The following is a 26,790-nucleotide window of genomic DNA, read 5'->3' as shown; positions in this document are numbered from 1 at the left end:
CAAAGCCCGGCGCAGCATGGCCCCACCTGCAATTTCCCAGGAGCCCATCATGCGTTGTCCCTTGTTGCTTGTTGCCCTGTTCGCCTGCGCCTTGCCGCTGCATGCCGAAGACAGGGCGCTGAACCTTTACAGCTGGTCGGCCTATATCCCGGAAAAGGCCCTGCAAGGCTTCAAGGAGGAAAGCGGCGTCGAGGTGAAGTACGACATCTTCGATAGCGCCGAAGCCCTCGACGCCAAGCTGCTTACCGGTGGCAGCGGCTACGACGTCGTCTTTCCCGCCAGCAGCGGCCTGGCTCGCGCTATCCAGGCCAAGGCGGTGCAGCCGTTGCAGCGCGAGCACCTGAAGAACTTCGCCAACCTCGACCCGGAGCTGCTGGCCAAGCTGGCCACCGTCGACCCCGGTAACCGCTTCGGCGTGCCCTATACCTGGGGCACCGTGGGCCTGGGGATCAACAGGCAGGCTGTTACCAAGCGCATTCCCGACACACCGCTGGACAGCCTCGATCTGCTGTTCAAACCCGAGTACGCCAGCCGCCTGAAGGATTGCGGCATCGCCGTGATCGACTCGCCGCAGGAAGTGATCAGCGTCGCCCTGCATTACTTGGGCAAGCCCCCCTACAGCACCGAACAGGCCGATCTGAAAGCCGTGCAGGCACTGTTCGCGCAGTTGCAGCCCAACGTGCGCTATGTCGGCGCCGGCAGGCACATCAACGATCTGGCCAAGGGCGAAATCTGCCTGGCCCTGACCTACAACGGCGATGCCGCCATCGCCGCCGACCAGGCCCGCCAGGCGAAGATGCCCTTCGAGGTGATCTACCGCATTCCCCGCGAGGGCACGCTGATCTGGTTCGACACCATGGTCATTCCCGCCGATGCGCCGCACCCCCAGGCCGCCCACGCCTTCATCGACTACATGCTGCGTCCCGAGGCCATTGCCGAGCTGACCAACAGCCAGTTCTTCGCCAACGCCAACAAGGCCGCCACGCCGCTGTTGGTGCCGGAGGTGGCGGGCGACCCGGATATCTACCCGAGCAAGGACGTGCGTGACCGCCTGTTCGGCGAGCAGATCCAGTCGCTCAAGGACCAGCGCGCCCGCACCCGCCTGTGGACCCGTTTCCGTACCCAGTACTGATTGCCCTCTCCCCTCGCCCCGAAGGGGAGCCAGACCGATGGAGCCCGATATGGACCACGCCTTCGACAACGACCAGGCCATCACCCGCGACAGCCTCTATGGCACCGCCGCCGAATCCACCTACGCCGGTATCACTAGCTTCATGCGCCGCCGCTACAGCCGCGACCTGCGCGGTGTGGACCTGGTGGTGAGCGGCGTGCCCTTCGACACCGCCACCACCAACCGCCCCGGCAGCCGTTTCGGGCCGCGCGCCATTCGCGCCGCCTCGGTGCAGATGGCTTGGGCCCGGCATTACCCCTGGGAATTCGACCCCTTCGACCACCTGGCGGTGATCGACTACGGCGACTGCGCCTTCGACCACGGAACCCCGCAGGCCACCCCGGAAGCCATCCAGGCCCATGCGGCGCGCATCCTCGAATCCGGCGCCGGCATGCTCACCCTGGGCGGTGACCACTTCATCAGCTACCCGCTGCTCAAGGCTCACGCGGCGAAACACGGCCCGCTGTCGCTGATCCACTTCGATGCCCACAGCGACACCTGGCCGGACGAAGAGGTGCAGCGCATCGACCACGGCACCATGTTCTATCACGCCGCCCGCGAAGGCCTGGTAGACCCGGCGCGCTCGGTGCAAGTGGGCCTGCGCACCACCAACGACGACGTGATGGGCTTCCAGATGCTGGACGCCCGCGAAGTGCACCGCCACACCCCGGAGCAGATCGCCGAACGCATCCGCGCGCGGGTGGGCGACAACCCGGTGTACCTGACCTTCGACATCGACTGCCTCGACCCGGCTTTCGCACCCGGCACCGGCACGCCGGTCTGCGGCGGGCTGTCCAGCCACCAGGCACTGGAAATCCTCCGTGGCCTGCGCGGCATCAACCTGGTGGGCATGGATGTGGTGGAGGTGGCACCGCCCTACGACAACGCCGAGGTCACCGCCCTGGCCGGCGCCACGCTGGCGATGGAGATGGTTTGCCTGTATGCGGCGCGGCATAAGTTGGGGATGAAGTAAGCGACCTGCGTAGGGTGGAAATCGCCTTTCATTTCCACCCTTGGGTGCTCGGCCGGCTCCGCGGCGGCGCGATCTGGATGAACGCCTGGTCTGTACTAAGGTCGGTATCCAGGCGAACGGCCTTTTTCACAAGGAGCAACAACATGGACCTTATCCGCATCCTCATCGCCATCCTCCTGCCGCCGCTGGGCGTGTTCCTGCAGGTGGGCTTCGCGGGCGCCTTCTGGCTGAACATCCTGCTGACCCTCCTGGGCTACATCCCCGGCATCGTCCACGCGGTGTACATCATCGCCAAGCGGTAGAGCCCATCGATCCCGCGCCTCAATCCACCATCTTGATCAGCAGGATGCCGGCGGTGACCACGCAGGCGGCGAGGATGCGGCGGATGCCGAAGGGCTCCTTGAACACCAGGCTGGCGATGATGGCGGCGATGATCACGCTGCTTTCGCGCAGGGCGGCGACCTTGGCCACGTTGTCCAGGGTCATGGCGAACAGCACCAGGCCATAGGCCACGCAATAGTTGAAACCGCCGAACAGGCCGATGCGCCAGTGGTCGCGGGCAAAGCGCAGGACCAGCGGGCCACGGCGCAGCCAGGCGACCACGGGAATGGTCATGCTCTGCATCAGCGTCAGGTACACCACGAACTGCAGCACGCTGTCGGCACGGCGCACCCCCTGGGCGTCGATCAGGGTGTAGAGCGCCACCCCGGCGCCGGCCAGGGCCGCGCAGCCCAGGGCCTTGAGTGCGCCGGATTCGAGGCGGGTGGAGAGCAGGCTGAGGATACCGACGGAAATCAGCACGATGCCCAGCAGTATCGCGCCCGACAGCTGCTCGCCGAACACCAGCCCCGCACAGAGCGCCACCAGCAGTGGCGGCAGGCCGCGCACCACCGGGTAGACCTGGCCGAAGTCGCCGTAGTGATAGGCACGGATCAGCAGCAACCGGTAGAGGGTGTTCACCACCACCGACAGGCCGATCAGCCCCCAGACCAACAGCGACGGCGGGCTCACCAGGGGGAGCAGGGCGATGCTGAAGCAGAAGGCCACGCCATCCACCAGCGCCATGGACGACAGCCGGTCGCTGCCGGCCTTGATCACCGCGTTCCAGCTCGCATGCATCAGCGCTGAAAGCAGCACCACCAGCGTGGCGAGATCGTGAGTGGCGAGCACGGAATAACTCCAGGGGCGAGATGAACGGGGGATGCGGCGTAGCGTGCGGGTTCATCGATCCATCATTCAAATCGTTTATCGTTATCCGTCGAATAAGTCTTGCTGATGGAGTGGCCATGAACCTGTTCCAGCTCCGCGCCTTCGATGCGGTGGTCCGCGAAGGCAGCTTCACCCGCGCCGCCGAGCGCCTGTGCATCAGCCAGCCGGCGGTGACCGGGCACGTGAAGGCACTGGAGGAGTACTACCAGGTGCAGCTCCTGCGCCGCACCGCGCGGCAGGTGGAACCCACCGAACTGGGCCGGCGCCTGGCCGCCATCAGCCATCAGTTGTTCACCCTGGCCGACCGTGCCGAAGACCTGCTGGACAGCAGCCAGGCGCTGACTTCGGGGCGCCTGGAACTGGCGGCCGACAGCCCGCACCTGGTCATGCCGCTGCTGGCGCGGATGCGCGAACGCTACCCCGGCGTGCGCATCAACCTGCGCCTGGGCAACACCCAGGAAACCCTGACGGCGCTGCATGGCGAGCGGGTGGACCTGGCCCTGGTCAGTGACATCGCCCCGCGCGCCGGCCTGCACCTGCTGCCGCTGGGGGAAGCGCGCCTGTGCCTGCTGCTGCCGGCGGCGCATCCCTGGGTCGGCAGCCGTGAGGAGGTGGCCCTGCACGAGCTGCGGGGTGAAGTGCTGCTGCAACGGGAACCTGGCTCCCTGACCCGCCGCACTTTCGAGCGGGCCTGCGCCAGCCAGGAGCTGGAGCTGCCGGCGGAACTGGAACTGAACAGCCGCGAGGCGGTGATCGAGGCGGTGGCGGCGGGAATCGGCGTGAGCATCATCTACGCCCAGGAGGCGCCGAAGGACCCGCGCGTGAAGGTGCTTCCGCTCAAGGGCCAAGGGCTGGTGAGCCGGCACTTCCTCGCCTGCCAGCAACGCCATGCGGAGCTGCGGGTGGTGAAGGCGTTCTTCGAGGTAGCCGGGGATGTGGGGTATCCGAGCCTGTAGGCTCGGCTTTTCGTTGTGGGGGCGAATTCATTCGCGAAAGGCCGCGCAGCGGCCCCGTAGGTTGGTCCGAGCCCGCGAGGCCTAACGTGGCCAGGCACAGGCGCCGCAGCGTTGGGCTTCGCTTCGCTCTGACCAACCTACAAAAGCCTCACTGAATCAGCTTGCTGACCTCGCCCTGGGGAAAGTAACTGTCGTAGATCTTCTGGTAGGCGCCGTCGCGGCCGATGTTGACCAGGGACTGGTTGAAGCGGTCGCGCAGGGCCTCGTTGCCTTTGCGCAAGGCAATGCCGGCGCCCTTGCCGAAATATTCCTCCTCGTCGTAGCTCGGGCCGTTGAAGGCGAAGCCCTTGCCGCCTTCGCTCTGCAGGAAGTTCTCCTTGAGGTTGATGGCGTCGGCCATCATCGCGTCGACGCGACCGGAGATCAGGTCCAGGTCGGCTTCCTGTTGCGAGCCGTACTGCACCATCTGCACGCCGCGCGGCACGAGTTTGTCCTGCACGTAGCGGGCGTGGACGCTGCCGCGCAGCACGGCCACGCGCAGGCCGTCCAGGCGGCCTTCGGCGGTGATCTCGGGGCGGTCCTTGCGGGTGACGAAGCGGGCCGGGGTCTTGTAGTAGCTCTGGCTGAAATCCACCACTTTCAGGCGGGCTTCGGTGACGGTCATCGACGACATGATGGCGTCGATCTTCTTCACCCGCAGCGCCGGGATCAGGCCGTCGAAGGGTTGCTCGACCCAGGTGCAGGTGACTTTCATCTCGGCGCAGAGCGCGTTGCCGACGTCGATCTCGAAGCCGGCCAGGCTGCCATCGGCCTTCTTGTAGGAGAAGGGCGGGTAGCTGGCTTCGACGCCGATGCGCAGGCTGTCCTGGGCCATGGCCTGGGTACCGGCGAACAGGGCGAGGACGCCGACTAGAAGGTGCTTTTTCATCTTGGATAATCTCGGGTGGGTAGGTTCAGTGGGCGAGGAAGTGACCGTTGCGGGCGACCAGTCGCCCCTTGCTGATCACGCTGCGGCGGTGGGGTCGGGACACCACGGCTTCGGCGACATTGCGCACCGGCAGCAGGACGCCGCTGGCGTGGCAGCCCGGTTCCAGTCCGTAGTGGGCAAGCCCCAGGGCGCGGGCGCCGTTGACCGTGGCCGCGCGCAGGCAGGCGGCGATTTCTTCGTCGCGACGCAGGTTGAAGCGGAAGGCCAGGAGCATGGCGCGTTCGAGCATGTCGCCGTTGCCCATGGGGGACCAGGCATCGCGAATGCCATCCGAGCCGAGGCAGAGGTTCACCCCGCGTGCGTCCAACTCCAGGTACGGCGGCACTTCGATATCCGCCGGCGCGGTGCTGACGATGGAGATGCGCTGCGCCGCCAGGCGTTCGGCAATGGCGTCCAGACGCGCCGGACGGGCCTGGCCCAGGCAGAAGGCGTGGCTGACGGCGACCCGGCCCTGCAACTGGTGGCGCTCGGTGAATTCGATGATGCGCTCGATCTGCCAGAGGCCCAGTTCACCTTCGTCGTGCAGGTGAATGTCGATGCCGCGCCGGTGCGCGCTGGCCAGTTCGAACACCCGGGTGAGGTGCGTGATGGGGTCGTTGTCGATGCCGCAGGGGTCGAGTCCGCCGACGTTTTCCGCGCCCATGAGCAGGGCCTGCTGCACAGCGTCCACGGTGCCCGGATCGCGCAACAGCCCGGTTTGCGGGAAGGCCACGAACTCCATGTCGATCAGGTCGCCGAAGTTTTCCCGTACCCGCTGCATGGCTTCCAGGTGACGGCTGCCGAGCTGGGCGTCGACGTCCACATGGCAGCGGAAATGCAGCGAGCCGTGGGCGATGCATTCGCGGATCAGCGCACTGGCGCGTTCCTCGATCGGCGTGTCGATGCTGCGCAACAGGCTGCGTTCATTGGCGATGCGCTGGCTCAGGCTGTCGCCGGCGGTGTGGCTGTGCCAGTTCTCGCCCCATAGGGTCTTGTCGAAGTGGGCATGGGCCTCCACCAGCGGCGGCAGCATGATCTGGCCGTTGCCTTCCAGCAGCACCGACTCCGGGGCGCGGGGCGCCGGTGGGCTGAGTTCGGCGATGCGGCCGTTTTCCACGGCGATATCCACCGCTGCGCCGCCCCAGGGGCGGACCTGGGTAATCCATTGGGTCATCTGAAGGTTCTCGGGCAAAAAGGGTCAGCGGGCGGGCGGCCACTGGCGCTCGCCGCCGTGGGGATCGTCGCGCCAGGCCTGCAGGGAGCGGGTCGGCAGGTCGAAATACTCCCGTGTCCGCGAGTAGCCGTGGCCGCCCATGCGGCCGATGGCGTCCAGGCCTAGCTGGTCGATGTAGAGGGTGGCGGGGTCGATCAGGTCGTCGCGCACGTGAACCATCAGCACTTCGCCGAGGATGATTTCCCGCGACTGGCCGATGGACAGGCCCATCATCCGCCGGCACTCCAGGGCGACCGGGGCTTCTGCAATGTAGGGGCAGCCGACGCGGCTGCCGGGCCGTGCGCTGAGCCCCGCCGCCACCAGTTCGTCGAAGCCCGGCTCGAAGGGCACGGCGCAGACGTTCATGGCTTCCACCAGGGCATCGTTGACGATGTTCACGGTGAATTCCTGGTTCATCTGGGCATTGCGCGTGGTGTCCTTGGGGCTGAGGTCGGCGTGGTTTTCCACCCCCAGGGCGAGGATCGGTGGGTCGGCGGAAAGGGCGTTGAAGAAGCTGAAGGGCGCGGCATTGGCGCGGCCTTCGGCGTCCACCGTGGTGACCAGGGCGATGGGCCGGGGCACCACGCTGCCGATGAGGATCTTGTATTTCTCGCGGGGGCTCAGTTGGGCGAAGTCGAAGCTCAGCATGGCGTCATCTCTTGTCGTCGTTCGGGCTGGCGAGGGTGCACAGCGGGCGTTCCGCGCTCCAGGCGTCGGCGTAAGGAATTGCCGGCTGGAACAGGGAGCGCCAGTCGGGTTGGCCGAATGCCCGGTTGGCATGGCTTTGCATCAGCCTGTGGAACTGGCGCTGGGCTTGCTGCTGGAGGCTGGCGTAGTCGACGCCCTTGACCTGGCCGTCCTGCATCACGCAGCGGCCGTCGATCCAGCTGGCGATGCAGTCGTCGCCGCGGCCGGCGAGGATCAGGTTCTTCAGCGGGTCGAACAGCGGACCCAGGTGCAGGCCGTCGAGGCTGAACACCGTGATGTCGGCCTTGGCGCCGGGTGCCAGGCGGCCGAGGTCGTCCCGCCCCAGGGCCTTGGCGCCACCGAGGGTGGCGGCGTTGTAGAGGTCGAGGGCGCTGGTCTGCGTGTTACCGCCTTCCTTCAGCCGCGCGATGTTCAGGCCCTGGCGCATGTTGTCCAGCAGGTCCGCCGGCCAGGTATCGGTGCCGAGGGCGAAGTTGACGCCGTGGGCGCGGTAGCGGCCGAAGGAGTCGAGGGCTTCGCCGTCGCGGGCGAACACCACTGGGCAGTGGACCAGGCTGGCGCCGCTGTTCGCCAGGCGCGCGAGGTCGTCGTCGCCTTCGATGTAGATGCCGTGGGGCAGCACGGCGCGTGGGCCGAGCAGGTCCAGTTCCTCCAGCCAGGCCAGCGGCGCTTTGCCGCGCAGCGCCTTGACCAGCGCCACTTCGCCGGGGCCCTGGCAGCAGTGCAGGCGCACCGGTGCGGACAGCTCGCGGCTGAGGGCGGCAGTGCGTTGCAGCAGCGCCGGGGTGCAGGTCTGGATGCGGTCGGGCAGCAGGGCGCCACGGATCAGCCCGCCCTGGCTGCCATCGAAATCGCGGAAGAAACGCTCGGCGGCGTCCAGCCCGGCCAGGCCGCGCGCTTCGTCCCAGTGTTCGGCGCGGCTGCCGTCTGCCTGCAGGTACTGCATGCCGCTCATGTAGCAGGGACCGAGGTAGGTACGCAGGCCCAGTTCGGCGGCGACGCCGGCCACGGCGGCGAATTCGTCGTAGGTTTCCGCCCACTCCCGGTAGTACATGGAGGTGATCGGCATGGCGGTGGTGATGCCGTTGCGGATCAGCTGGGTGAAGGCGTAGCGGTATTTGAAGACTTCCTCGTCGAAGTTGTAGCTCTCCTTCGGCCCGCGGGCGAGGTACTCCGCCGACCACATGCGGCCCATGGCGTTCTCGTCGCCGTTGTCCAGGCAGAGCACGGTGGAGTCGAGGTCGCCGAGGGCGTCAAGGTCGATGAAGCCGGGACCGAGCAGGGCGTTGCCGTAGTCGATCCACTGGTCCACCGGGCCGGGAAAGCCCCGGCCGACGAAGAGCACGCGCGAGCCTTCGATCACCACTTCGCCGTCGCGCCAGAGCAAATGGCGCGTACCGTCGAAGCCGACCACACAGCTGGCTTTCAGGCCGATGCGCGGTGCGTTCACAGACGGCTCTCCAGCAGGCGGCCCTGGGCGGCGATCAGCTTGCCGGCGCGATAGACCTGGCGTTGCGGGCGCGCCACCACCGCTTCGCCCAGGGTTTGCGCGTCCATCAGCAGAAAGTCTGCGCGGGCTCCGAGGGTAAGGCCGTGTTCCGCGAGGCCGAGGGCCTTGGCGCCGTGCTGGCTGGCGGCGTCGAAGGCGGTGGCCAGTTCTTCGTCCTTGGCGAGGTCGAAGCGGAAGGCCAGGAGCATGGCGCGTTCGAGCATGTCACCGTTGCCCATGGGGGACCAGGCGTCGCGGATGCCGTCGGAGCCCAGGCAGAGGTTCACGCCGGCCTCATGCAGGGCGAGGAAGGGCGGCACGGAGCAGTCGGCGGGCGCCGAACTCATCAGCGAGATGTTCAGCGCGGCGAGGCGCTCGGCCAGCGGTTTCACCTGGCTCCAGGGCGCCATGCCCAGGCAGTAGGCGTGGCTGATCATCACCCGGCCCTGGCGGTTGAAGCGCTCGGTGTAGTCGGCGATGCGGGCGATCTGCCAGAGGCCGAGTTCACCCTTGTCGTGCAGGTGGATGTCGACGCCCCGGTCGAACTCGGCGGCCAGGCCGAAGACGATGTCGAGCTGGGCGATGGGGTCGTTGTCGATGCCGCAGGGGTCGAGGCCGCCGACGTTCTCGACGCCAAGGCCCATGGCCTCGCGCATCAGCTCGGCGGTGCCGGGGCGGCTGACCAGCCCGGTCTGCGGGAACACCACCAGTTCCAGGTCGATCAGGTCGCGGTAGCGCTCGCGCAGGGCCTGCATGGCCTGCACATGGCGCAGGCCGAATTCGGGGTCGATGTCCACGTGGCAGCGCATGGTCAGCGAGCCACGGGCGATGCAGTTTTCCAGCAGCGCACCGGCGCGTTCGGCGATGGGCGCGGTGACTTCGCGCAGCACGCGGCGCTCGTTGGCGATGTAGTCCTTCAGCGTGGGGCCGGCGCTGTTGGGACGCCACGGCTGGCCCCAGAGTGTCTTGTCCAGGTGGATGTGGCTTTCTACCAGGGCGCAGGTCATCAGCTGGCCGGCGCCGTCGATATCGCCGGCAACCAACGGCGCTGCGCTGGCGGGGCGGCGTTCGGCGAAGCGGCCGTTATGGATGAGGAAGTCTTCAGCCGCGCCGCCGAAGGGGCGGACATTGCGCAGCCAATAGGTGTCGGTCATGGGGACCTCAAAGGCAGTTCGAAAGGTGGAATTCCCGTAGGAGCGAGCTTGCTCGCGAAGCGTCGGCTCTGTTCGCGAGCAAGCTCGCTCCTACAGGGGGGGGCAGGGACGATGTATTCGATATCAGCCCTTGAGCCTGGACCAGATGCGGTCCTGCAGCTCGCGGGCCTGGTTGCTGCATTCCTTCTCCGGGCGCAGGCGTTCGGCGAACTCGTCGGGCATGTTGATGGCGTCCATCACCTTCCACTTCTTGTCCAGCAGCGCATCGCTGTCGATGCCGTTGGCGTAGGCGATGGCGTTGGACACGGCGGCGGCGTTCTCGGGCTTCATCATCCAGTCGATGAACACCTTGGCGTTGCCCGGGTGCGGCGCACTCCTGGGCACGGCGAAGTTGTCCTGGAACATGGCCACGCCTTCACGCGGGTAGACGTACCTGATGGTGTTCTTCTGCAGGGTGGCGCGGGCGGTGGAGCCGTTCCAGTTCTGCATCAGGATCACTTCGCCCGAGGCCATGCGGTCCACGGTGTTGTCGGAGCTGTACATCTTCAGGAAGGGCTTCTGCTTTTGCAGCAGTTCGAGGATGCGCTTGGCGTCCTGCGGGTTTTCGCTGCACTCGTCCACGCCCAGGTAGTGACTGGCGGCGTTGATCACGCTGCTCGGGGTGTCCAGCGCGGCCACCTGGCCCTGCAGCTCCGGACGCGGTTCGAAGAACTCCTTCCAGGAGTCCTCCAGCTTGCCGCCCGGCACCCGCGCACTGTCGTAGGAGAAGCCGGTGGTGCCCCAGAGGTAGGGCGCCGAGTACTTGCGGCCGGGGTCGAAGTCCGGGTTGCGGAAGGCCGGCTTCACGTGGGCGAAGTTCGGCAGGCTGGGGGCGTCGATTTCCTGCAGCAGGTCCTGCTCGATCAGGGTGCGCATGATCGAGTGGGACGGCACGATGACGTCGTAGCTGGCGCCGCCGGCCTGCAGCTTGGCCAGCAGGGTTTCGTTGCTGTCGTAGCCATCCATGGTGACCTTGATGCCGGTTTCCTTCTCGAACTTGGCCAGCAGTTCCACCGGGTAGTAGTCGGTCCAGTTGTAGAAGAACAGCTCCTTGGGCTCGTCCGCCTGGGCGGCGGTGGCGGCGAAGCAGCTGAGGGCGAATCCGGCTACCCCATGACGCAATGCTTTCAACTTCATTGTTTTTCTCCGGGTTGAAGAACAGGTTGGGCAGAGGTGGAGCAAGCTTCAGGCATCTGGTTTGCCCCGCTGGCCGAGCCAGTACGAGAGCACCACCAGGACGATGGAGATCACCAGCATCAGGGTGGAGATAGCGTTGATCTCCGGGGTTACCCCGGCCTTGATGGCCGAGAAGATGTAGACCGGCAGCGTCGTCGAGCCGGGGCCGGCGACGAAGAAGGTCATGATGAAGTCGTCCAGGCTGACCACGAACGCCAGCACCGCGCCGGACAGCACCGCCGGGAACAGCAGCGGCAGGGTGACGCGGCGGAAGGTGTGGAAGGGGTTGGCGTAGAGGTCGTTGGCCGCTTCCAGCAGGCTCTTGTCGAGGTCGTTCAGGCGAGCGCGGATCGGCAGGTAGGCAAAGGGAATGCAGAAGCCGATGTGGGCGATGATCACCGTCAAGAGACCCAGCTTGATGCCGAGCGCCATGAACAGCAGAAGGGTGGCCACGGCGGTGACGATCTCCGGCAGGATCAGCGGCAGGTTGATCCCGCCTTCCACCATCTTCTGCCCGTAGAACGGCTTGTAGGTGGCCAGCGCCGCCAGCAGCGCGATGGCGGTGGCGCAGACGGTGGCAATGCCGGCGACTATCACCGAGTTCAGCGCGGCGGCCTGGATCGACGGGTTGGCGAGGATGCGCCCGTACCAGGCGAAGGAGAACTCGGTCCATACCGTGGCGGTGCGGTTGGCGTTGAAGCTGTAGGCGATCAGCACCAGGATCGGCAGGTACAGGTAGGCCAGTACCAGCAGGCTGGTTTCGCGGGTCAGCGGCAGTTTCTTCAGGTGCGAGGCGATCATCAGCGGGCTCCCTGGCGGACGGCCTTGGCGGCCTTTTTGGCGTAGAGGGCGTAGAGCACCAGGGCCAGCAGCATCAGCCCGAGCAGGAGGAAGGACAGTGAGCTGCCCAGCGGCCAGTTGCGCGCGGTGCCGAACTGCTGCTGGATCAGGTTGCCGATCATCAGGGTCTTGCCGCCGCCGAGGATGGCGGGGGTGATGAAGGCGCCGAGGCTGGGCACGAACACCAGCAGCGAACCAGCCACCACGCCCGGCATGGACAGCGGCAGGATCACCCGGCGCAGGGCTTTGGCGCGGTTGGCGCCGAGGTCATAGGCGGCTTCCACCAGGCGCCAGTCGAGCTTCTCCAGGGTGGAGTAGATCGGCAGGATCATGAACGGCAGGAAGCTGTAGACCAGCCCGACCACCACGGCGAAATCGTTGTACAGCAGGGTGATGCCGCCGGCCTGCGGGAACAGCGCGTTGAGGCCCTGGGCCAGCCAGCCGTGCTCGCGCAGGATGATCAGCCAGGCGTAGTTGCGGATCAGCAGGTTGGTCCAGAACGGGATGGTGATCAGCAGCACCATGATGTTGCGCGAGCGCTCGCTGAGGCTGCTCATCCACAGGGCCACCGGGAAGCCGAAGAGGAAGCACAGCAAGGTCGTGCCGCCGGCCTGCAGCACCGAGCGCAGCAGGGCCTGGGCGTAGACCCAGTTGAGCTCCAGATTGCCGTCGAAATCTTCCTGGAAGAACAACTGGATGTAGCTCTGCCATTGCCAGTCGGCGCTCCAGTCGACGCCGCCATAGAGGTTGCGCGGCAGCAGGCTGATGTAGCCCATGATGCCCAGCGGAATGGCGATCAGGCAGAGCAGGGTGAGCAGCACCGGCGACAGCAGCAACAGCCGGTTGAGGCTGGGGGAAGTGGCGCTGACGCTCATCTCAGGCCTCCATCAGCAGGCAGGCGTGGGGCGGCAGGTGCACCGCGACCGGCGACCCCACGGGACGGGCGCTGGTGGCGCCTTCATTGCTCTCGCGCAGCATCACCTTGAGGTCGTTGGCCAGGCGGCACTGGTAGAGCGTGGCGGTGCCGACGTAGAGCACGGCTTCCACCACGCCGCGCAGGTGGTGCGGCTCGGACGGTTCCACCAGCTTCGAGCGTTCCGGGCGGAAGGCCAGTTGGGCAACGCCGGGGCGGGCGTTGGCATCGTTGGAGCAGGGAATCTCCACCGGAATGCCGTCGGGGCGGAACAGGTGGCCGTTCTGCGGGCACTGGCGCAGTTGGCCGGGAAGGAAGTTGATGTCGCCGATGAAGTGGGCGACGAAGCGGTGCTGCGGGCGTTCGTAGATCTCGTTGGGGGTGCCGATCTGCAGGATCTTGCCGGTGGACATCACGGCGATGCGGTCGGAGAGGGTCAGCGCTTCTTCCTGGTCGTGGGTGACGAAGATGAAGGTGATGCCGGCTTCCTGCTGCACGCGCTTGAGCTCGACTTGCATCTCCTTGCGCAGCTTCAGGTCCAGCGCCGACAACGGTTCGTCCAGCAGCAGCACGTCCGGGCGCGGCGCCAGGGCGCGGGCCAGGGCCACCCGTTGCTGCTGGCCGCCGGAGAGTTCGGCGGGACGGCGGCGGGCCAGGTGTTCCATCTGCACCAGGGCCAGCATCTCCTTGACCCGGCCAGGGATGGCGTTGCGCTCCAGTCCCTGCATCTCCAGGCCGAAGGCGATATTCTCGGTCACGCTCATGTGCGGGAAGAGCGCATAGTTCTGGAACACGGTATTGACCCGGCGCTTGTAGGGCGGGAGCTGGTCCACGCGCTGGCCGCCGATCTGGATGGAGCCGGAGGTGACCTGCTCGAAGCCGGCGATGGAACGCAGCAGGGTGGTCTTGCCGCAGCCCGAAGGGCCAAGGAGGGTGAAGAACTCGTTGTGGCGGATGCTGACCGAGACATCGTCCAGCGCCGGAGCCACTTCGGGATCATCGGTATAGCGCTTGCTGACGCGTTGCACCTCGATGGAGGATGTGTGCTTCATGATGGTGCATTCCTCTTGTTTTTGTATGCAAAAATTGAATGCAATCTAGAAATACTCGGATTATGCTGACAACGCAACCGGGTTTTTCCGGCCATTTGTTTCCGGCGGAAAGCAGATTGCGAAGCGAATTTGGGAGTTACGAATGGCAGACAAGAAGCTGGAAACCACGGTCGATCGCGTCTACCAGGGGGTGTACCAGGCCATCAGCAACCGCTCGCTGCGGCCCGGCATGAAACTGGGGGAAGCCTCCCTGGCGGAGCTGTTCAGCGTCAGCCGCACATCGGTGCGGGCGGCGCTCAAGCAACTGGAGGCCGATGGCCTGGTGACCTCCGAACCGAACAAGGGCTGCTGGGTGTCGCTGCCCAGCGACGAGGAAATCCGCTCGTTGTTCGAGTCGCGGCGGCTGATCGAGATCGGTATCGTCACCGAGTTGTGCCGGCGTCGCGACAGCGCGGCCATGCTCGACCTGCGCGAGCACCTGCTGCTGGAAGAAGAAGCCCGGCGCAAACATGACCACGAGCGACTGATCCACTTGCTTGGCGAGTTCCACATCAAGCTGGCCGAGGCGCTGAACAATCCGGTGCTGCTGGACTGGTTCCGCAAGCTGATCTCACGCGCTTCGCTCTACGCCGCCGCCCTGGACGACGAACGCCACGACGCCTGCCGCGACGACGAGCACCTGCGCCTGATCGAGTTCATCGAGGCCGGCAACCAGAACGCCGCCATCGAACTGACCTGCTTCCACCTGGCGGCCATCGAAACCGCCATTGTCGAGTCGGCCGGCAAGCTCAAGGCCAACTACCACCCGCTGAAGCACCTGATCGAGACCTGACCTCGGCCATGAAAATCCAGCTGATCAACCCGAACACCAGCGCGGCGATGACCGCCGGCATCGCCGAAGCCGCCGGCCATCTGCTGCGTCCAGGCAACCAGTTGCTGGCCGTGACCAACGGCGCAGGTCCGGCCTCCATCGAGGGGCATTACGACGAAGCGCTGGCCGTGCCCGGGTTGCTCCAGGCTATCCGCGACGGCGAGCGGGACGGCGCCGAAGGGCACGTGATCGCCTGCTTCGGTGACCCCGGCCTGCTGGCGGCGCGGGAGATCGCACGGTATCCGGTTATCGGCATCGCCGAAGCGGCCATGCACCTGGCTACCTGGGTCGCCACCGGCTTCAGCATTGTCACCACACTGGGTCGCACCAAGGTCATCGCCCGTCACCTGGTGGAGCGCTATGGCTTTCACGCCCACTGCCGGGGCATCCACGCCGTGGACATTCCGGTGCTGGCGCTGGACAAGGACCCGGACGGCCTGCTCCGCATCATGCGTGCGGCCTGCCAGCAAGCCCTGGAACGCGACGAGTCCGGTGCCATCGTCCTCGGCTGCGCCGGCATGAGCCACCTGGCCGCTGCGCTGCAGGAAGAGATCGGCGTGCCGGTGATCGACGGCGTCAGCGCCGCATTGAAAATGGTCGAACTGCTGGGCGAACTGCGGCTCTCCACCAGCAAGCGCGGCGACCTGGACTTCCCGCTTCCCAAGCCTTATGCGGGGTTTCTGCGAGGCTTCGCAGTCGGCGTCTGATACACCTGGGGCGGACTTATCTCTGTGGGGGCGATTTCAATCGCTAAGCAGGTCGAAGACCTGCCCTGCGGAGCCTCAAGGGGCAGCGGCGCGGCCCTTAGCGAATGAATTCGCCCTCACAAGGTCAGGTTTCCGGCCTGAGAGCCTTCCCCTCGAACAACTCCACCACGTCCACCATCCGCTCCAACTGCGTCCCTGCCACTCCACCCGGCGCTGCCGGGGCAACCGGGGATGGGTACCGCGCGTAACGCGGGCACCACTTCACCGATGAACCACTGCCGCAGGCTGCAGGTTTCCGGGTGGTAGTAATTCGTCCTGAGCAATTCGCACACGGCGCTTTGCTGATCAGCAACGGCTGCTCGAAATCGCCCTTTGGCTGCTGCGGAGTTGCGATGCGCCACTGGTCGCGGTCGAGTTTCTCGGCGAGGTGTTCGTTGAAATGGCAGTTGGTCAGGGCGCCGAGATCGCGGGCCACGACCTACGCCTGATCATCGATCAGCAGGGCACGCAGTGGGCGGCGATGGCGAACCCGGGTAGGAAAGCTCGGAAGAAGGTTGGAGACGAATCTTCTACTTCAGGCTAGGTGCGCGAGATGCTCCACCGTCTCCGGGTACTGTTGCACCAGGCGAATCAAGGCCGGCGTCAGTCAGCTTCCAGTACCCACGTTTGGCGCTGCTGGACAGGCCGGCGCGTTTGAGACGGTCATGCGCCCAGCCTGCGCGGTTTTTGTAGGTGGCCTGGCCACTGGCAATCAGCTCCTGGCGCTTTGCTTCCGATAGGTTCAGCGCATCGGCAGCGGCTTCATGGGCGTCACGTGCTGTGGCGCCTTCGGGGGTCGCGGCCAAGTAGCGCAAGATCGGCTCAATGAACTGGTCGTAGGTTGGGACGGACATTGCAACTCCAGGCGCAGGGTTGATGGCGTGGTTGAGTGCTAAAGGCTCTGCATGGTTCGGCACTTGGGAAACGTCGAGCAACCCCAGAATTGTTGACCCGCTTTCGGGCCTGATTTCACGGTGCGGATAAGCAGGGCGCTGCCACATTTCGGGCATTGCCGCTCGGCTGTTGGGTTATTACGGCGCTTTAGGTTTTGCACGTGCTCGCGATGGGTGGCGAGGGTTGGTGCGCGGCGGCCGGTTTGCAGAGCGTGCATGAAGCTGTCGACTTCAGCCTCGCTGAATACCGGCTGCTGGAATGACTTGATATAGCGGATAAAACCGATGCCCTGAGTGACGTTGGCCGGCACCTCGGTCTTGAAGGTGCTGCCGCCGACGAAGGTGATGACCGAGTGCAGGTGCTCCGGGTTTACGCCAAGGGTGGCTTCCAGGGCCTTGAGGTGCTTGTAGTTCTGCCGCAGCGGGTTCTGGAATTTGAAGGTGCGTTTGTAGAGCTTCTGCGTCCACTGCGCCTGCTTCTCGCTGCCGAAGATCCAGCCGCTCATGTTCTTCGTTTCCAGCACGAAAATGCCGTAGGGCGAGAGAAAGACGTGGTCGATCTGTGTGGTGCCGTCAGGCGTGTTCAAGGTGACGTTGTGCAGGCGACGGTAGGTCTGCTTGTCCAGCTGCCAATGGGCAAACAGCCGCACCAGGAGTTCGCCAATATGACCCTTGGCCCAGGGCGATTTGAGCAGGCCGATCAGGAGCATCAGCGGGATAAACCAGCCCAGCGTGCCCCAGACCTGCACGATGATAGGGGTGAAGTCCATTTCCTGTCCCTGGGTAATCCTGAGTTAACCGGATAGTACCGAAACTTGGCGTAATGGCACGACAGAATCGCGGTGCTTCTGGTGCGCTGCTTTGTTGCTGCGGGGTCAGCCTTGAGCGTTTGCCGAGTGCTGTATCTGGTAGCGCGTGCTGCGCCCTCCGCCTGGTAGTCGGGCAAGGCAGCCCTTCTCGACAAGATCACTCAGATGGCGCGTGGCGGTGGCTTTCGAGACCTTGGCCACCGCCTGGTATTGAGCGGCGCTGATGCCGTTCTCGAAACCCCGTTCGCCGCCATCGAGCAGGCGGTTAAGCACTTTAATCTGCTCGGCAGATAAGGCTTGGCTGCGGTGCGCCTGCCAGAAGCGAGCCTTGACCAGCACGCGGTCGATACGAGCAAGGGCTTGCTCCAAGCTATTGAGCAGCGTTGCGAGGAACCATTGCAGCCAGGCGGTGATATCCAGCGTGCCTTTCTGGCTGGCTTCCAGGATGCGGTAATAGCCGGCGCGGTCGTCGAGGATGCTCGCCGACATGGCGTAGAAGCGGATGGCCTGCTGCTCGCCCTGGGCCAGTGCCAGATCGGTGATGGCGCGCGTAAGGCGCCCGTTGCCGTCATCGAAGGGGTGCAGGGTAACGAACCAGAAGTGCGCAATGCCGGCCCGCAGAAACGGGTCGAGGCTGGCATCGCTACGGCTGCTCTCGAACCAGGCGAGGAAATCGTCCAGTTGTGCTTCCAGCCCGGCGCGGGGGGGGGCCTCGAAATGCACAGTAGGGCGGTCGAGTCGGCCGGAAACTACTTGCATAGGCTCTTCGCCACGCAGCATGCCGATGCGTAGCGGGCGGGCCAGCAGGAGGTCATCGCTGGGGAACAACCAACCATGCCATGTGAACAACCGCTGCAGATCGAGCGGCTGCTGATAGGCGCGGGTGGCATCGAGCAGTAGTTCCGCGAGGCCTTCGGATCGAGAGGTGGTGCGACCTTCTTCGTTCAACCCCAGGCGTCGGGCCAATGATGAGCGCACAGAGCCGACATTCAGCTGCTCACCCTCGATGGCTGAAGAGGTGACGATGTTCTGCAGCATGGCATCCAGGCTGCTCTGCACTTCGGTGTCACTGCCCACCGCACCGAGCATTCCCAACAAACGTCCCTGAGTCTGGCTGCAAGCGCGCAGCAGCGGTGCAAGCGTTTCGGCTTGCCAACTGAAGTGCGGCCAGTCGGGCTGTTGCCAGATCCAGAGAAGTTGATTCATAAGAGGGTCATCTATGAGCCGATTAGCGAGCCTATTCGGCTCATTGAGTGAGCCGATAATGCCGACTATTCGGCTCACTGTCTAATTCTCAGGCCGGTATTGCTAGGTTGATGAGTGCGTCTGATCAGGGTTGTTGCTCGCACGCTTTTTTCAGCGTTTCAGAAGCATCGTTGAAAGAAGCGCTCTAGAGCTTTCTCCAGCGTCATGCGCTCGCTGGATGTACACGCCGCGCACCATCTCGTCTTCGGTGCGGCGTGCCCAGTCTTCGGCGTCGCGCTTGGTGCGGAAGGTTTTGGCATTGGTCGGCCAGCCCGTTTTCCGGACTACGGCCTTCCATGTGCCGGCAGGGGTTTTGACGATTGTGGCCATCTGAAAGGACTTCAAAGGCAGGCTGGCGTACCAGCACTGTACCGATTTTGTACCTTTGGACCATAGGACTGATCCAGATGCCACTACCGTTATGAGAACAAAGCCGCGCACTGCGCGGCTTTGAAGGTGGTGGGCCCACACGGACTCGAACCGTGGACCAAAGGATTATGAGTCCTCTGCTCTAACCGACTGAGCTATAGGCCCCAGAAGGCCGGCGGATTATACAGGCGCCCTTTGCTGGGTGCCAATCACGGGGAGCGGGCTCAGGAATTTGTGTTCGAAAGCCTCCGGCGACAGCGGCGCGCTGACGATGAAGCCCTGGATCTGCTGGCATCCTTCGGCGGCGAGGAAGTATTCCTGGGCCCTGGTTTCGACGCCTTCGGCGATCACGGTGAGTTGCATGCTGCGGCCGAGGGCGATGATGGCGCGGCTGATGGCGGCGTCGTTGGGATCGTCGGGCAGGCCGCTCACGAAGGACTTGTCGATCTTCAGCACATCCAGCGGCAGGCGCTTGAGGTAGCTAAGGGAGGAGTAGCCGGTGCCGAAGTCGTCGATGGCCAGCTGTACGCCGAGGCTCTTGAGGTTGTGCAGCACGCTGAGGGCTTCTTCGGCCTGGCTCATGATGAAGCCTTCGGTGATCTCCAGCTGCAGGCGCTGGGGTTCCAGGCCGAGGCTTTCGATGAGGCGTTGCAGGCGCTCCACCAGCAGCGGCTGGCGCAACTGGGCGCCAGCGAGGTTGACCGAAAGCGGGCCGAACGGCGCATGGGCTTGCTGCCAGAGCTGCATCTGCCGGCAGGATTGCTCCAGTACCCAGTCACCCAGCGGGAGGATGAGGCCGCTTTCTTCCGCGAGCGGGATGAAGCGCTCTGGAGGAATCTCGCCGAGCTTCGGGTGGTACCAGCGCACCAGGGCTTCGGCGCCCACCAGGGCGTGGTTCTGCAAGCTGCGCTTGGGCTGAAAGGAAAGGGACAGCTCGTTGCGCTCCAGAGCGCGGCGCAGTTCGGTTTCCAGCGCCATGCGTTCGGTGGCCTGGCTGGTGAGGTCGCGGGTGTAGAACTCGACGCGGTTGCGGCCCCGGGCCTTGGCCCGGTACATGGCGGCGTCGGCGTTCTTCACCAGGGTGGCGACGTCCAGCCCGTGCTCCGGGAACAGGCTGATACCGATGCTGGCGCTCATGAAGAACTCGTGCTGGCCGGCGGGGAACGGTGCTTCGAAGCAGCTCAGCAGTTTGTGGGCGACGCCCCGGGCGTCTTCGGCACTGTGCAGGCCGGGCAGCAGGATGATGAATTCGTCGCCGCCCAGGCGGGCCACGGTGTCGATGTCGCGCAGCTGCTCGCGCAGGCGATGGGCGATGCCCTTGAGCAGCAGGTCGCCCACTGGGTGGCCGAGACTGTCGTTGATGTGCTTGAAGCGGTCGAGGTCGATGAAAAGAACGGCGCCGTGGAGGTCGTCGTTGGCGGCTTCGACCAGCGCCAGTTGCAGGCGGCTCTCGAACAGCAGGCGGTTGGGCAGGCCGGTGAGCGGGTCGTGGTGGGCCTGGTAGTCGAGCCGCGCCTGGGCGTGCTTGAGCGGCGAGATGTCGGCGAACACACCGACGTAGTGGGTGACCTGCTGCTGGCGATCGCGCACGGCGCTGATGGTGAGCCATTCGGGGTAGGGCTCGCCGTTCTTGCGGCGGTTCCAGATCTCGCCTTGCCAGTGCCCTTCGCAATCCAGCTGGTGCCACATGGCGGCGTAGAAGGCGCTGTCGTGCTGACCGGAGGCGAGCATGCGGGGCGATTGGCCGAGGGCTTCTTCCTCGCTGTAGCCGGTGATCTCGCTGAAAGCGCGGTTGACCGCGGTGATGCGTTGTTCGGTGTCGGTGATCATCACGCCTTCGGCGGTGCTTTCGAAGACGGTGGCTGCCTGCCGCAGTTTTTCCTGCATCTGCTGGCGCTCGGTGATGTCGCGGGCGATGGTCAGCATGCAGGGCTCGCCGTTGATGGGAAGCTGCTGTGCGGAGAGTTCGCAGATGCGCACCTGGCCGCGCTTGGTGCGCACGGCGGCGGTGAAGTTGTACAGGCTGCCCTGGTCGTGGATTAGCTGGATCATGCGATCGCGGTCCGCCGGGTCGGCCCACAGGCCAAGGTCCAGGGTGGAGCGCTCGGCGATTTCCTGCGGGCTGTAGCCGGTGATGCGGCTGAAACCGTCGTTCACCTCTACCAGCAGGCCATCGCTGATGCGGGTGATGAGCAGGCCGTCGGGGGAGGCGTGGAAGGCGCTGGCGAACTTTTCCTCGGAAACCTGCAGCAGGTGCTGGGTTTCCTTGAGCGGGGTGATATCCCGTACCACGACCACCAGGGCCGGCGTATCGTCCAGGTCGATGGCCTGGGCGGAGATCAGGCCGATGAAGGTTTCGCCATTGGCGCGGCGGAAGGGCATTTCCAGGTTGTGCAGCGGGTTGCCCTGCTGCAGGCGCTGGAGGAGTTTCGGGCCGATGCCGGGGATGCCCCAGATGTCGAGTTCGCTGGCGGTGCGGCCGAGGGCTTCGCTGGCCTTGAGGCCGATCTGCTGCTCGAAGGTGTGGTTGATGGCCAGCAGGCTGCCGTCGGTACGACGGGCGATGACGATGATGTCGGGGCAGTTGTGGAACACCGATGCGAACTTCTGCTCGGACAGGCGCAGGGCCTGCTCGGTCTGCTTGGCCTCGGTGATGTCGATCATCAGACCGCGCATCATCCGGATTTCACCGTGAGGGATGAGGGTGACGATGTCGCGCACCCAGATTACCCGGCCGTCGGCGGTCATCATGCGGTAGTCGAGGCTGTGGTCTCGGCCCGTGGCGGTTTCACTTTTACAGAAGGCGCTGACCCGGGCGTCGTCGTCGGGGTGCAGGGCGCGGCGGCGGAAGCCGGGCTCCAGCCAGGCGCTCAGGGGGTAGCCCAGCAGGCGTTCGGCGTGAGGCGAGACGTAGGTGTAGCAGTCGTCTTCGACGCGCATTTCCCAGGCGATGGCGTTCAGGCTTTCCACCAGGCCGCGGTAGTGCTGCTCGCTGCTGCGCAGTTCGTCCTGCAGGGCGGCACGACTGGCCATTTCGTTGCTGAGTCGGCGGTTGACGCGCAGGACGACGGTCAGGACGCCGGCCACCAGCAATAGCGCAGGGATTCCATAGAGGCGGATGCGGCGCCAGTCGGTTGGCGGGTAGAGAGCGTCGCCCACCCAGCGCTCCTGGATGGCGGCGGTTTCTTCCGGGGTGATATCGGCGAAGACCTTGTCGAGGATATCGGCCAGCAACGGGTGCATCTTCGGCGTCGCCATGGCCAGTTGGTAACGATAAGGCGTTTCGCCACTGATGCTGATGCCCTTGAGCTTGAGCTGGCGCAGGCTCCAGACGCTGGAGGCGAGGTCACCGACAAAGACGTCCACCGCGCCGGTGGCCAGGGCCTGGAGTGCGGCTGCGACGCTGGGATAGCCCTGCAGGCTGAGGTCGGGATGCCGGTTGCGCAGCAGCTCGTGGGGGGCGTAGTCGGACACGATGCCGACGCGCAGGCCGTAGAGGTCCTGGATCTTCGAAGGCTGGGAGCCCCCGGTGCGGGAAAGGATGACGATGGGGAAGTCGAGGTAGGGGCGCGTGAAGTTCAGGTACTGCTGGCGCTCGGGGGTGGACATGATGCCGGGCAGGATATCCAGTTCGCCTGTGCGGGCGCGCTTGAGCACATCCGCCCAATTGTCGGACTCGATGGGGGTGACTTTCAGGTTCAGCCGCTGACGGATCATTTCGACATAGTCGGCGGCCAGGCCCTGGTGACGGCCCTGGGCATCGCGGAACTCGAAGGGGGGCCAGGAGGCGTCTATGCCCAGTCGCAGTTCGCCATGCTGGTCGAGCCAGGCCCGCTCTTCCGGGGTGAGCGTCAAGGCCCCGGCCGGAATGGTCCAGAGTGCCAGCCAAAGCGTCAGTAGGGCCCGCACTCGCGCCATTGTCGGCCTCATTCCGTGATGGGATGTAAGACGGAAGTGTAGACGTGGCTGCTTGGCATCTGGAAGGGGAGCGAACGTAGCTGCGATCCGGTTCGCGGACAAAAGAAAACCCCCGGACTGGCCGGGGGTTCTCGTATCGCTTTGCTCGTCTTACTCGTCGAGGAAGGAACGCAGGTGCTCGCTTCGCGACGGGTGACGCAGCTTGCGCAACGCCTTGGCTTCGATCTGGCGGATACGCTCGCGGGTTACATCGAACTGCTTGCCGACTTCCTCGAGGGTGTGGTCGGTATTCATGTCGATGCCGAAGCGCATGCGCAGGACCTTGGCTTCACGGGCAGTGAGGCCGGCCAGGACTTCGCGGGTGGCTTCCTTGAGGCTTTCCACGGTCGCCACGTCGATCGGGGACTGCATGGTGCTGTCCTCGATGAAGTCGCCCAGGTGCGAGTCTTCGTCGTCACCGATCGGGGTTTCCATGGAGATCGGCTCTTTGGCGATCTTCAGCACCTTGCGGATCTTGTCCTCGGGCATCTCCATGCGCTCGCCAAGCTCTTCCGGAGTGGGCTCGCGGCCCATTTCCTGCAGCATCTGGCGGGAGATGCGGTTGAGCTTGTTGATGGTCTCGATCATGTGCACCGGGATACGGATGGTGCGCGCCTGGTCAGCGATCGAGCGGGTGATCGCCTGGCGGATCCACCAGGTGGCGTAGGTCGAGAACTTGTAGCCGCGACGGTATTCGAACTTGTCCACCGCCTTCATCAGGCCGATGTTGCCTTCCTGGATCAGGTCGAGGAACTGCAGGCCGCGGTTGGTGTACTTCTTGGCGATGGAGATCACGAGACGCAGGTTGGCCTCGACCATCTCTTTCTTCGCCCGGCGAGCCTTGGCCTCACCGATGGACATACGGCGGTTGACGTCCTTGATCTCGTTGACGGTCAGTTCGACTTCTTTTTCGAGATCCACCAGCTTCTGCTGGTTGCGCTTGATGTCATCCACCAGCCTGCCGATGGCTTCGGCGTATTTGGCCTTGCCCTTGGCCAGGCCGTCGGCCCAGTCGAGGTCGACTTCGTTGCCCGGGAACAGGCGCAGGAAGTCGGCGCGCGGCATGCGGGCATCGCGCACGCAGAGCTGCATGATGGCGCGTTCCTGGGCGCGGACGCGGTCCAAGGCGCTGCGAACTTTTTCCACCAGGGCGTCGAACTGCTTGGGCACCAGCTTGATCGGCATGAAGAGCTCGGCCAGGGCCAGCAGCTCCTCGGTAGCCTGCTTGCTGTCGCGGCCGTGCTTCTTCAGGGCCTTCTTGGCCTTCTCGAGCTGCTCGGAAACCGCGGTGAAGCGGCGCAGGGCCTCTTCCGGATCCGGACCGCCGTCGCCTTCTTCCTCGGCGTCGTCGCCTTCTTCTTCGTCTTCGTCGTCGTCCTTGTCCTTGGCGGACGCGGAGTCGTCCTTCAGTTCGACGGGCTCGACTTCCTCGGCCGGCAGGGTGCCGTCATCCGGGTCGATGTAACCGCTGAGAACGTCGGACAGGCGGCCACCTTCACTGGTGACGCGCTGGTATTCGGCGAGGATGCCGTCGACGGCACCGGGGAAGTGGGCGATGGCGCTCATCACTTCGCGGATGCCTTCCTCGATACGCTTGGCGATTTCGATTTCGCCTTCGCGGGTCAGCAGCTCCACGGTGCCCATTTCACGCATGTACATGCGCACGGGGTCGGTGGTGCGGCCGATATCGGTTTCCACGGCAGCCAGGGCGGCAGCGGCTTCTTCAGCTGCTGCTTCGTCGGTGTCGGCTTCGGCCAGCAACAGGGCATCCGCATCCGGGGCACTCTCGAATACGTTGATCCCCATGTCGTTGATCATGCGGATGATGTCTTCCACCTGTTCCGGATCGGAAATATCCTCCGGCAGGTGGTCGTTGACCTCCGCGTAAGTCAGGTATCCCTGCTCACGGCCGCGGGCGATCAACTCTTTGAGGCGAGACTGCTGTTGCGCTTTTCCGGACATAGCACCCTATCCACTTAAGGTCTTGGCGGGCTGAAAACAAGCCGAGGATTATACCTGATCCGGGGCCTCACGCGCCAGTTGAGGTCGGAGTCAGTGGAGACGTGTTGCGGCTGAGAAGGTCGCGCAGCTGATCTTTTTCCTCTGCGCTGAGTTCGCTTTGCCGTGCTTTTTGCAGCAGATTTTCCAGGCGGCGTTCCCGCTGGCGAGCCGACAACCTAGTTATAGTGTCGAAAAACTGTTGTTCAAGGTTGTCGTCGGAAATCAGCCATTCCTTCTCCGCCAGCGCTCGTAGCAGACGGCCCTGATCGGTGCCGTGCCAGCGGGCGATCAACTGCAGCGAACGCAGTTTCGGGTTCTTCTGCACGGCTTCCACCAGCGACACCATGAGCTGGGCGTACGTGTCGTCTTCAGCGGCGAAGTGGCTGGCATCTTCCACCTTCTGCGCCAGTGATGGATGGTGGAGCAGGGTGCGCAGTGCGGTGAGCGTGGGGGACTCCACCTTCACTTCGGTGCGTGGCGGGCGCTTGAAATCATCGCGGCCCTGCTTGTTCCACTTCTTGCCGTCTTTCTTCCAGTCGTCCTTTTTCCAGCCGTCCTTGCGCTTCTCGTCCTTCTGCCAGTGGGGCTGCTGCATGGCTGGCTGTTCGAAGAAGTGCGAGTGGTCTGGTTCGTAATGCTGGTCTTCGTAGCCAGAGAAGGCTTCGTAGTAGGAATCTTCCGGGTAGCCCTGGTTGTCGTGGCTGACGCTGGGGGCGGCGGTGCGGGCGAACTGGCCGAGGGCTTCGCCGTTGAGGCCGGTGATTTCGGCCAGACGCTGGCGCATCAGCACCTTCAGGTTGGCGCCAGGGATGCGCTCGATCAGCGGCGCGGCCAGGGTGGCCAGGTGGGCCTTGCCTTCCAGGGAGGCCGGATCGGCTTCCTGGGTCAGTTGCTGGAAGAAGTAGTCGGCCAGCGGCTGGGCGTGTTGGGTGGTCCGCGCGCGGAAGGCGTCGGTACCTTCCTTGCGGACCAGGCTGTCCGGGTCTTCGCCTTCCGGCAGGAAGAGGAAGCGAGCGCGGCGGCCGTCTTCCAGGCTTGGAAGGGTCGCTTCCAGGGCGCGCCAGGCGGCCTTGCGTCCGGCCTGGTCGCCATCGAAGCAGAAGAGGATGTTCGGCACCAGGCGGAACAGGCGGCGGATGTGCTCTTCGCTGGTGGCGGTGCCGAGGGTGGCGACGGCATTGCGCAGGCCTTGCTGGGCCAGGGCGATGACGTCCATGTAGCCCTCGACCACCATGATTTCGTCGAGGTTGCGGTTGTGCTTGCGCGCCTCGTACAGCCCGTAGAGTTCCTGGCCCTTGTGGAAGACCGGGGTTTCCGGGGAGTTCAGGTACTTGGGCTTGTCGTCGCCCAGCACCCGGCCACCGAAGGCAATGATGCGCCCGCGGCTGTCGCGGATCGGGAACATCACCCGGTCACGGAAGCGGTCGTAGCGCTTGCCGGTGTCGGCGTTCTCGATCAGCAGGCCGGCGTCGATCATGTGCTTCTGCTGCAGGCTGTCGCCACCCATGTGCTTGAGCAGGTTGTCCCAGCCGGGGGGGGCGAAGCCCAGGGCGAAGTCGCGGGCGATCTCGCCGGTCAGGCCACGGCCCTTGAGGTAATCGACCGCCGCCTTGCGCGTCGGGTGTTGCTTCAGCGCATGGCGGTAGTAATCCGATGCGGCACTGAGCAGTGCGTAGAGCGGGGAATCGCTGGGCTGGCGCGGGCCTCTGCTGCGGCCGCTTTCCTCCCGGGGTACTTCCAGGCCGGCGCGTTTGGCCAGTTCCTCGACCGCCTGGGGAAAGTCCAGGTGGTCGTGGTCCATGATGAAGCCGAGGGCGTTGCCGCCGGCGCCGCAGCCGAAGCAGTAATAGAACTGCTTGTCCGGGCTGACGCTGAAGGAGGGCGTCTTTTCGTTATGGAAGGGGCAGCGTGCGGTGTAGTTCTTGCCGGCCTTTTTCAGCTGCACGCGCGCGCCGACCACTTCGACAATGTCGGTGCGATTCAGCAGGTCGTCGATGAAGCCTTGGGGGATCAGGCCAGCCATAGGGTGCTCGGGACGC

At 64.9% G+C, this 26,790-nt stretch carries 23 protein-coding genes, 1 tRNA gene and 1 pseudogene; 6 read left to right on the top strand and 19 right to left on the bottom strand.

The annotated features are described in order from the left end of the window. The first annotated feature begins 49 nt into the window (after nucleotides 1–49). The 3 genes from ACFW0B_RS07405 (at nucleotide 50) to ACFW0B_RS07395 (ending at nucleotide 2,446) form a co-directional block, all read left to right on the top strand. Entirely contained in the window at nucleotides 50–1,132 is a 1,083-nt protein-coding gene (locus ACFW0B_RS07405; protein WP_449147287.1) for a polyamine ABC transporter substrate-binding protein, read from the top strand. A gap of 49 nt (nucleotides 1,133–1,181) precedes the next feature. Beyond that, a complete protein-coding gene (gene speB / locus ACFW0B_RS07400; protein ID WP_449147286.1) occupies nucleotides 1,182–2,144 on the top strand; it encodes an agmatinase in 963 nt (320 codons plus the stop codon). A gap of 143 nt (nucleotides 2,145–2,287) precedes the next feature. After that, the gene (locus ACFW0B_RS07395; RefSeq protein WP_003450258.1) at nucleotides 2,288–2,446 is read left to right on the top strand and encodes a YqaE/Pmp3 family membrane protein; all 159 of its coding nucleotides are present in this window, start codon (nucleotides 2,288–2,290) and stop codon (nucleotides 2,444–2,446) included. Between the two features lie 19 nt (nucleotides 2,447–2,465). On the opposite strand, the gene ACFW0B_RS07390 is transcribed toward ACFW0B_RS07395, so the two are convergent. Beyond that, nucleotides 2,466–3,314 (bottom strand): EamA family transporter, encoded by an 849-nt coding sequence (locus tag ACFW0B_RS07390; protein ID WP_449147285.1) that lies wholly within the window; start codon nucleotides 3,312–3,314, stop codon nucleotides 2,466–2,468. Nucleotides 3,315–3,430: 116 nt separating this feature from the next. Here ACFW0B_RS07390 and ACFW0B_RS07385 point away from each other — a divergent pair, with 116 nt between their 5' ends. After that, complete coding sequence (locus ACFW0B_RS07385) at nucleotides 3,431–4,309, top strand: LysR substrate-binding domain-containing protein (protein ID WP_449147284.1); 879 nt, start codon at nucleotides 3,431–3,433, stop codon at nucleotides 4,307–4,309. Nucleotides 4,310–4,457: 148 nt separating this feature from the next. On the opposite strand, the gene ACFW0B_RS07380 is transcribed toward ACFW0B_RS07385, so the two are convergent. The 9 genes from ACFW0B_RS07380 to ACFW0B_RS07340 form a co-directional block, all read right to left on the bottom strand. Beyond that, nucleotides 4,458–5,237, bottom strand: coding sequence for a lysine/arginine/ornithine ABC transporter substrate-binding protein (locus ACFW0B_RS07380; protein WP_449147283.1), 780 nt, complete (start codon nucleotides 5,235–5,237; stop codon nucleotides 4,458–4,460). A 25-nt stretch (nucleotides 5,238–5,262) separates the two neighbouring features. Next, nucleotides 5,263–6,450: an amidohydrolase family protein gene (locus ACFW0B_RS07375; protein WP_449147282.1), complete on the bottom strand. Its 1,188-nt coding sequence runs from the start codon at nucleotides 6,448–6,450 to the stop codon at nucleotides 5,263–5,265. 24 nt (nucleotides 6,451–6,474) lie between these two features. Beyond that, complete coding sequence (locus ACFW0B_RS07370; RefSeq protein ID WP_449147281.1) at nucleotides 6,475–7,137, bottom strand: flavin reductase family protein; 663 nt, start codon at nucleotides 7,135–7,137, stop codon at nucleotides 6,475–6,477. 4 nt (nucleotides 7,138–7,141) lie between these two features. Beyond that, nucleotides 7,142–8,647: an amidohydrolase family protein gene (locus ACFW0B_RS07365; protein ID WP_449147280.1), complete on the bottom strand. Its 1,506-nt coding sequence runs from the start codon at nucleotides 8,645–8,647 to the stop codon at nucleotides 7,142–7,144. Then, complete coding sequence (locus ACFW0B_RS07360) at nucleotides 8,644–9,840, bottom strand: amidohydrolase family protein (protein ID WP_449147279.1); 1,197 nt, start codon at nucleotides 9,838–9,840, stop codon at nucleotides 8,644–8,646. Before ACFW0B_RS07360 ends, ACFW0B_RS07365 begins: the two co-directional genes overlap by 4 nt. 123 nt (nucleotides 9,841–9,963) lie before the next feature. Continuing rightward, the gene (locus ACFW0B_RS07355) at nucleotides 9,964–11,016 is read right to left on the bottom strand and encodes an extracellular solute-binding protein (RefSeq protein WP_449147278.1); all 1,053 of its coding nucleotides are present in this window, start codon (nucleotides 11,014–11,016) and stop codon (nucleotides 9,964–9,966) included. A gap of 48 nt (nucleotides 11,017–11,064) precedes the next feature. After that, the gene (locus ACFW0B_RS07350) at nucleotides 11,065–11,856 is read right to left on the bottom strand and encodes an ABC transporter permease (protein WP_449147277.1); all 792 of its coding nucleotides are present in this window, start codon (nucleotides 11,854–11,856) and stop codon (nucleotides 11,065–11,067) included. Continuing rightward, nucleotides 11,856–12,770, bottom strand: a complete 915-nt coding sequence (locus tag ACFW0B_RS07345; protein ID WP_449147276.1) for an ABC transporter permease — start codon at nucleotides 12,768–12,770, stop codon at nucleotides 11,856–11,858. Before ACFW0B_RS07345 ends, ACFW0B_RS07350 begins: the two co-directional genes overlap by 1 nt. Before the next feature lies 1 nt (nucleotide 12,771). Continuing rightward, nucleotides 12,772–13,860 (bottom strand): ABC transporter ATP-binding protein, encoded by a 1,089-nt coding sequence (locus ACFW0B_RS07340; protein ID WP_449147275.1) that lies wholly within the window; start codon nucleotides 13,858–13,860, stop codon nucleotides 12,772–12,774. Between the two features lie 142 nt (nucleotides 13,861–14,002). On the opposite strand from ACFW0B_RS07340, the gene ACFW0B_RS07335 reads away from it, so the two are divergent. Together ACFW0B_RS07335 and ACFW0B_RS07330 are read left to right on the top strand one after the other, a co-directional pair. After that, on the top strand, nucleotides 14,003–14,692 hold the full coding sequence (locus ACFW0B_RS07335; protein WP_449147274.1) for a GntR family transcriptional regulator: 690 nt from the start codon (nucleotides 14,003–14,005) through the stop codon (nucleotides 14,690–14,692). 8 nt (nucleotides 14,693–14,700) lie between these two features. Further along, a complete protein-coding gene (locus tag ACFW0B_RS07330) occupies nucleotides 14,701–15,438 on the top strand; it encodes an aspartate/glutamate racemase family protein (protein WP_449147273.1) in 738 nt (245 codons plus the stop codon). A gap of 124 nt (nucleotides 15,439–15,562) precedes the next feature. On the opposite strand, the gene ACFW0B_RS07325 is transcribed toward ACFW0B_RS07330, so the two are convergent. The 9 genes and pseudogenes from ACFW0B_RS07325 to dnaG all read right to left on the bottom strand — a co-directional run bounded on the left by ACFW0B_RS07325 (nucleotide 15,563) and on the right by dnaG (nucleotide 26,774). Continuing rightward, on the bottom strand, nucleotides 15,563–15,913 hold the full coding sequence (locus tag ACFW0B_RS07325) for a hypothetical protein (RefSeq protein WP_449147272.1): 351 nt from the start codon (nucleotides 15,911–15,913) through the stop codon (nucleotides 15,563–15,565). A 157-nt stretch (nucleotides 15,914–16,070) separates the two neighbouring features. Then, nucleotides 16,071–16,331 (bottom strand): annotated as a pseudogene (locus ACFW0B_RS07320) (winged helix-turn-helix domain-containing protein); the annotation flags it as partial. Nucleotides 16,332–16,369: 38 nt separating this feature from the next. Next, on the bottom strand, nucleotides 16,370–17,140 hold the full coding sequence (locus ACFW0B_RS07315; RefSeq protein WP_449147271.1) for a nuclease-related domain-containing protein: 771 nt from the start codon (nucleotides 17,138–17,140) through the stop codon (nucleotides 16,370–16,372). 105 nt (nucleotides 17,141–17,245) lie between these two features. Further along, nucleotides 17,246–18,385, bottom strand: a complete 1,140-nt coding sequence (locus tag ACFW0B_RS07310) for a Fic family protein (RefSeq protein WP_449147270.1) — start codon at nucleotides 18,383–18,385, stop codon at nucleotides 17,246–17,248. Nucleotides 18,386–18,535: 150 nt separating this feature from the next. Next, complete coding sequence (locus tag ACFW0B_RS07305; RefSeq protein WP_449147269.1) at nucleotides 18,536–18,754, bottom strand: hypothetical protein; 219 nt, start codon at nucleotides 18,752–18,754, stop codon at nucleotides 18,536–18,538. Between the two features lie 127 nt (nucleotides 18,755–18,881). Further along, nucleotides 18,882–18,958, bottom strand: a tRNA-Ile gene (locus ACFW0B_RS07300). 15 nt (nucleotides 18,959–18,973) lie between these two features. Next, nucleotides 18,974–22,711, bottom strand: coding sequence for a bifunctional diguanylate cyclase/phosphodiesterase (locus ACFW0B_RS07295; protein WP_449147268.1), 3,738 nt, complete (start codon nucleotides 22,709–22,711; stop codon nucleotides 18,974–18,976). 150 nt (nucleotides 22,712–22,861) lie between these two features. Then, entirely contained in the window at nucleotides 22,862–24,712 is a 1,851-nt protein-coding gene (gene rpoD, locus ACFW0B_RS07290; protein WP_449147267.1) for an RNA polymerase sigma factor RpoD, read from the bottom strand. A 67-nt stretch (nucleotides 24,713–24,779) separates the two neighbouring features. Beyond that, on the bottom strand, nucleotides 24,780–26,774 hold the full coding sequence (dnaG, locus tag ACFW0B_RS07285; RefSeq protein ID WP_449147266.1) for a DNA primase: 1,995 nt from the start codon (nucleotides 26,772–26,774) through the stop codon (nucleotides 24,780–24,782). Nucleotides 26,775–26,790 lie beyond the last annotated feature (16 nt).

The sequence above is a fragment of the Metapseudomonas phytobenefica genome (assembly GCF_043392685.1).
Classification (GTDB): domain Bacteria; phylum Pseudomonadota; class Gammaproteobacteria; order Pseudomonadales; family Pseudomonadaceae; genus Metapseudomonas.
This window is presented reverse-complemented; position numbering and strand designations above follow the sequence as displayed.

What these genes read in the sequence shown, in the direction of transcription:
- ACFW0B_RS07345 (WP_449147276.1), bottom strand. Translation starts at nt 12,770, where the DNA reads ATGAGCGTCAGCGCCACTTCCCCCAGCCTCAACCGGCTGTTGCTGCTG.
- ACFW0B_RS07405 (WP_449147287.1), top strand. Translation starts at nt 50, where the DNA reads ATGCGTTGTCCCTTGTTGCTTGTTGCCCTGTTCGCCTGCGCCTTGCCG.
- ACFW0B_RS07310 (WP_449147270.1), bottom strand. Translation starts at nt 18,385, where the DNA reads ATGAATCAACTTCTCTGGATCTGGCAACAGCCCGACTGGCCGCACTTC.
- ACFW0B_RS07395 (WP_003450258.1), top strand. Translation starts at nt 2,288, where the DNA reads ATGGACCTTATCCGCATCCTCATCGCCATCCTCCTGCCGCCGCTGGGC.
- ACFW0B_RS07375 (WP_449147282.1), bottom strand. Translation starts at nt 6,450, where the DNA reads ATGACCCAATGGATTACCCAGGTCCGCCCCTGGGGCGGCGCAGCGGTG.
- ACFW0B_RS07385 (WP_449147284.1), top strand. Translation starts at nt 3,431, where the DNA reads ATGAACCTGTTCCAGCTCCGCGCCTTCGATGCGGTGGTCCGCGAAGGC.
- ACFW0B_RS07295 (WP_449147268.1), bottom strand. Translation starts at nt 22,711, where the DNA reads ATGGCGCGAGTGCGGGCCCTACTGACGCTTTGGCTGGCACTCTGGACC.
- ACFW0B_RS07360 (WP_449147279.1), bottom strand. Translation starts at nt 9,840, where the DNA reads ATGACCGACACCTATTGGCTGCGCAATGTCCGCCCCTTCGGCGGCGCG.
- ACFW0B_RS07305 (WP_449147269.1), bottom strand. Translation starts at nt 18,754, where the DNA reads ATGGCCACAATCGTCAAAACCCCTGCCGGCACATGGAAGGCCGTAGTC.
- ACFW0B_RS07355 (WP_449147278.1), bottom strand. Translation starts at nt 11,016, where the DNA reads ATGAAGTTGAAAGCATTGCGTCATGGGGTAGCCGGATTCGCCCTCAGC.
- speB (WP_449147286.1), top strand. Translation starts at nt 1,182, where the DNA reads ATGGACCACGCCTTCGACAACGACCAGGCCATCACCCGCGACAGCCTC.
- ACFW0B_RS07370 (WP_449147281.1), bottom strand. Translation starts at nt 7,137, where the DNA reads ATGCTGAGCTTCGACTTCGCCCAACTGAGCCCCCGCGAGAAATACAAG.
- ACFW0B_RS07335 (WP_449147274.1), top strand. Translation starts at nt 14,003, where the DNA reads ATGGCAGACAAGAAGCTGGAAACCACGGTCGATCGCGTCTACCAGGGG.
- ACFW0B_RS07340 (WP_449147275.1), bottom strand. Translation starts at nt 13,860, where the DNA reads ATGAAGCACACATCCTCCATCGAGGTGCAACGCGTCAGCAAGCGCTAT.
- ACFW0B_RS07350 (WP_449147277.1), bottom strand. Translation starts at nt 11,856, where the DNA reads ATGATCGCCTCGCACCTGAAGAAACTGCCGCTGACCCGCGAAACCAGC.
- dnaG (WP_449147266.1), bottom strand. Translation starts at nt 26,774, where the DNA reads ATGGCTGGCCTGATCCCCCAAGGCTTCATCGACGACCTGCTGAATCGC.
- ACFW0B_RS07315 (WP_449147271.1), bottom strand. Translation starts at nt 17,140, where the DNA reads ATGGACTTCACCCCTATCATCGTGCAGGTCTGGGGCACGCTGGGCTGG.
- ACFW0B_RS07380 (WP_449147283.1), bottom strand. Translation starts at nt 5,237, where the DNA reads ATGAAAAAGCACCTTCTAGTCGGCGTCCTCGCCCTGTTCGCCGGTACC.
- ACFW0B_RS07330 (WP_449147273.1), top strand. Translation starts at nt 14,701, where the DNA reads ATGAAAATCCAGCTGATCAACCCGAACACCAGCGCGGCGATGACCGCC.
- rpoD (WP_449147267.1), bottom strand. Translation starts at nt 24,712, where the DNA reads ATGTCCGGAAAAGCGCAACAGCAGTCTCGCCTCAAAGAGTTGATCGCC.